The 4,125-nt window shown below is 67.8% G+C and carries 6 protein-coding genes; 1 reads left to right on the top strand and 5 read right to left on the bottom strand.

Features of this window, described 5'->3' with window-relative positions; translation table 11 throughout:
- Positions 1-175: 175 nt before the first annotated feature.
- The 5 genes from JOY90_RS25640 to JOY90_RS25620 form a co-directional block, all read right to left on the bottom strand.
- Complete coding sequence (locus tag JOY90_RS25640; RefSeq protein ID WP_291693903.1) at positions 176-1,579, bottom strand: amidase; 1,404 nt, start codon at positions 1,577-1,579, stop codon at positions 176-178.
- The gene (locus tag JOY90_RS25635) at positions 1,576-1,740 is read right to left on the bottom strand and encodes a hypothetical protein (protein ID WP_291693902.1); all 165 of its coding nucleotides are present in this window, start codon (positions 1,738-1,740) and stop codon (positions 1,576-1,578) included. The genes JOY90_RS25640 and JOY90_RS25635 overlap by 4 nt, the downstream gene beginning before the upstream one ends.
- A gap of 51 nt (positions 1,741-1,791) precedes the next feature.
- Positions 1,792-2,211 (bottom strand): hypothetical protein, encoded by a 420-nt coding sequence (locus tag JOY90_RS25630; protein WP_291693901.1) that lies wholly within the window; start codon positions 2,209-2,211, stop codon positions 1,792-1,794.
- An 18-nt stretch (positions 2,212-2,229) separates the two neighbouring features.
- On the bottom strand, positions 2,230-2,451 hold the full coding sequence (locus JOY90_RS25625) for a hypothetical protein (protein WP_291693900.1): 222 nt from the start codon (positions 2,449-2,451) through the stop codon (positions 2,230-2,232).
- A gap of 131 nt (positions 2,452-2,582) precedes the next feature.
- Positions 2,583-3,707 (bottom strand): Spy/CpxP family protein refolding chaperone, encoded by a 1,125-nt coding sequence (locus tag JOY90_RS25620; RefSeq protein ID WP_291693899.1) that lies wholly within the window; start codon positions 3,705-3,707, stop codon positions 2,583-2,585.
- A 30-nt stretch (positions 3,708-3,737) separates the two neighbouring features.
- On the opposite strand from JOY90_RS25620, the gene JOY90_RS25615 reads away from it, so the two are divergent.
- Positions 3,738-4,125, top strand: a 388-nt coding sequence (locus tag JOY90_RS25615; protein WP_291693898.1) for a hypothetical protein, incomplete at its 3' end; no start/stop codon positions are given.

Below are 4,125 nucleotides of genomic sequence, written 5' to 3'. Positions count from 1 at the left end.
ACCGCGGAGGACTTTGACAGGCTCGCCGAGAAGGCGCTGCGCAGCGAAGCGCCTGCGCTGATCGCGCTGCGCATCGACGGCGCGCCCGGCGTGAGCCAGACCGTGCGCGATCCCGGCTGGATCCGCAACCAGTTCATGCGCGGGGCTCGGCGCGAAGAAATCGCCCGCCTGAGCCTCACCCGTCCAACGGCGGATGCAAGGTGTCGGTGCATCCGGCCCGCTCCCAGGCACGGGCGACCCTGAACAGGGTCGCCTCATCGAAATAGCGGGCGACGAACTGGACCGACAGCGGCAGGCCGTCACGCGACAGCCCCGTCGGCATCGCAAGCGCAGGATGACCGGTCACGTTGAACGGCGTGCGGGCCTGTCGCATGTAGGTGCGCTCCACCGTTTCCGGCTCGTCGATCCGGCAGGGCGGGTCCATCGCGCTGGCGCAGAGCAGGATATCGGCCTGCCGCAGCACGGCCTCGACGTCGGCGATCATCCGCGCGCGCCGGCGGCTGGCCAGGACATAGTCCCCTGCGCCGATGAAGGCTCCGGACATCAGGCGCCGCCGCGCCAGACGTCCATAGTCGCCCGGGCGCTCGCTCAGCCATCCCGAATGGATCGACCACGCCTCGCTTTGCAGGATCACGCGGTTGACCGCGGCGAAATCGGGGAGCGGAGGCAATTTCACATCGACGATTTCGGCGCCTTCCGACCGCAAGGTGGCGGCGACCCGATCGAGCCCCGCGGCGACTTCCGGATCGGCCGGCATGTCCTCCGCGTGAAAATGCCGCACGAAGCCGACGCGCAAGCCACGCACGCCCCGCTCGAGCATGCCCAGATAGTCGCTGCGTTCCGGCAGCGCGACGCTCGCCGGATCGCGCGGATCGTGGCCCGCCAGCACACCGAGCATCATGGCGTTGTCGGCCACCGTCCGCGCCATCGGGCCGACATGGTCCAGGGTGAAGGCGAGCGGAAAGACGCCGCGTCGCGAGACGAGGCCATAGGTCGGCTTGGTGCCGACGATCGCGCAGGCGCTGGCGGGATTGCGCACGCTGCCGCCGGTGTCGGTTCCGAGCGCCATCGGAAACAAGCCGGCCGCAAGCCCGCTGCCGGACCCCGAGGACGATCCGCCCGGATGATGATCGCGATTCCAGGGATTGCGCGCCGGCGGCCAGGGCAGATCGAGGCTCGGGCCGCCGATGGCGAACTCATGCGTGGACAGCTTGCCGAGGATGATCGCGCCCGCCGCGCGCAATCGCGCGACACAATCGGCGTCGGCATTCGCTGCGACCGCATCCTCGAAGATCTTCGAATGGCACGTGGTCGGCAGGCCGCGGACGTCGATGATGTCCTTGATCCCGACCGGCACGCCATGCAGCGGCCCGCGCAGCCGGCCCTGCCCGGCCTCGGCCTCGGCGGCGCGCGCCTGATCCATCGCCGCTTCCGCATCGACGCGGATGAACGCATTGAGACGAGGATCGAGCCGCCCGATACGATCGAGCAGGAACCTGACCAGCTCGACCGGTGACAATTCGCGCCTTGCGATCGCTGCCGCGGCAGCGGTCGCCGTCATCCACTGCAGCTCGCTCATTTGCGAGCCACCAGCATCGGCGGCCAAGGCTCGCGTGAAGGCTCCAGCGGCGAGCCGCTCGCGCGCACCCTTTTCGTCGCCTCCACCGCCGCATTCGCCGCGGCTGTCACATCGTCCGGAAACTGCTCGAGCGCCCTGTCCAGCCCCGCACGCCGCGCCATTGCTTCGATCGCCCCCCTGTCCACTCCGACAGCCCCCTCCTCAGCCCAAAATCAGAAACGTCGATGCGCGCGAGGCGCGATGGTCGACGACGGCGGAAAGCGGTTCGCGATCGCAAGTGCGGCGCGCTCGCTCGTCTCCAGGGCGATTTTTTGAGCAAGCATGATATCGCCCTGCACCAGATATCCGCTGGGAACGAAGCACCATCCCACGTGCGGCCGTCCCGTGTCGTCGAGCTGCTCGATATTGGCCGACCTGCCCGAGTGGATGCGATAGCGTATTCCGCTGTGGCAGCCGGTCACCTCGAAATAGCCGAACGTGTCGAACTGATCGCGCTGCAGGGGCGACAGCCACTCACGGAGGAGCCGCAGCCCCCGTGTTTCCGGGTCGTCGCCGCACAGGAAATTCCTGTAGAGCTCGCGGAGCGCGCTGAGGCGCGACGCCCCGCGTGCGCGGCGTCGAAGTGCCAGCATCGACCTAAGCTCCGCCGCTCAGCCGCCGATCAGGCGCGGGAAGAACAAGGTCTCTTCTGCGGTCGGATCGAAGGTGTCGATGCGGCGGGATTCGCCGGCTGCCGTACGCACGGCGGCCGTGAAGCCAGCGCCTGTCAACTGCCTGAACCTGCGCTCGGCTTCTGCCACTGCATCAGCGTCGCGAGGATCAAATCGATGGCGGCTGTCGCCGCTGTGGTCCATCACAATGTGGGTCGCCATGGAAGGTCTCCTGAAGCCCCTGGCCCAACTTCAAGCAAAGCAAACTCCGTGCCGCGATGAGAAGTTCCTGAACCAACGCGGCAACAGCCCTCAGCATACGCCGATTGGATCGAATTTGAAGCCACCTGCGCTCACAATCGCATCATGCGGAAAATCATGCCGCCGATGCTGACGCGGTGACCATGGCGGCGGTGCTGGCGTGCCGAGGATTCGTCGACCGATGCCGTCTTGCCGCCGTTGCGCTCCGGGCCGATGGCATCGAACGCCGCTTTCTGCTCGTCGCTGAGGGAATTGTAGAAGGAATCGAGCGCCGGCCGCACCGTGCCGAGGGCCTGCAGCATGGCGTCGAGCCGCGCTGCGACTGCGGCAAGGCGCGCGGGCGGCGTGCGCGCGTCCACGGGCGGGCACGATGATTTCAGGACGTCGGCGGCCTTGGCCGTCGCGTCCTGCAAGGCCGCGAGGCTGGCACGCTGGGCATCGGTCGGCTTCACGTTGCGCTCGATCAGATCGCCCGGCCAATTCGTGGCGTTGCCTTGTACTGCGCTGCAGTCCTGGCTGGTGGTCTCGCGTTTCGCGGGATGCTGCTCGGCCGCAAGCGCCGTGATCCTGGCTTTCTGCTCGTCGCTCAGGAGCCCGTAGAATTTGTCGAGCGCCGGCTGCTCGATGCCGACGGCGTCGCGCATCGCCTGGACCCGCTGCTGCATCGAGGCGAGGCGGCTCGGCGCCGTGAGTGCGGCATCGCTGGGGCAGGAATTGCGGATGGTGTCGGCCGCTTTCTGGGCGGCACTGGCGAGATCGTCGAGCGCCGCGCTCTGCTCGCTGTTGGGTTCGATCGCGGTGCGGAATCGGTCGACCGGGAAGCCCGCGATGTCACGGCTGTCGCTCCCGCACATGCTGGCCAGGCTTGCCGTCTGCTGCCCTTGGGACGCGCGGGCGCGCGGCGCCGATCCGGCATGGCTCGGCAGATAGCCGGCGTAGCTGTTCAGGGCATCATAATCGTACGGACCGAACAGGCCGGCATAGATGTCGCCATAGCCATAGTCCCAGAAGTAGGGATCATAGCCGTAACCCCACCAGGCGTAATCATAGAGATCGTAATCGGCATAGGGCCAGAACACCGGTCCGACCCAGCCAAAGCCGCCGTGGGCGTGGCGCCACCACAGGCCGCCATGGTGATGACTCAACGCAGCGCCCGCGATCCCGGCTGTGATGGCGGCACGCGCCATCGGATTGCGCAAGCCGCCTGGCGTATGCAACGCGCCCCTGACTTGACGCGAGGAAAACGCATGGCCCACGGCACTCGCGTTGCGCTGCATCGTGCGGTTCGAGACGGCGTGGCCATTCGCAGCGAAACCGTGCGGAGCATTATGTGCAATGCCATGCCCGCCGGCGTGGATATTACCGCCCGAGAAGGTTCGACCCGACGGATGACCATGGAAGCCGTGCGCTACGCCGGGCCCGGCACGGAAAGCATGAACGCCGCCTCCGCGGAAGCCGCCACCCGGATGAAAGCCGCCGGCCCGCATCCCACCACCCGGGTGAAAGCCGCCGCCCATGGCGTGAAAGCCGCCGCCGCCCGCGTGGAACCCACCTCCGCCATGGAAGCCGCCGCCCCCACCATGAAAACCACCACCTCCGCCGCCGAAACGACCCGCCGCGGCCGCGCCCGTAACC

Source organism: Bradyrhizobium sp. (assembly GCF_019242285.1).
Taxonomy (GTDB): Bacteria; Pseudomonadota; Alphaproteobacteria; order Rhizobiales; family Xanthobacteraceae; genus Bradyrhizobium.
This window is presented reverse-complemented; position numbering and strand designations above follow the sequence as displayed.

Coding starts and splice junctions, on each gene's coding strand:
- JOY90_RS25640 (WP_291693903.1), bottom strand. CDS start 1,579: ATGAGCGAGCTGCAGTGGATGACGGCGACCGCTGCCGCGGCAGCGATC.
- JOY90_RS25630 (WP_291693901.1), bottom strand. CDS start 2,211: ATGCTGGCACTTCGACGCCGCGCACGCGGGGCGTCGCGCCTCAGCGCG.
- JOY90_RS25635 (WP_291693902.1), bottom strand. CDS start 1,740: ATGGCGCGGCGTGCGGGGCTGGACAGGGCGCTCGAGCAGTTTCCGGAC.
- JOY90_RS25625 (WP_291693900.1), bottom strand. CDS start 2,451: ATGGCGACCCACATTGTGATGGACCACAGCGGCGACAGCCGCCATCGA.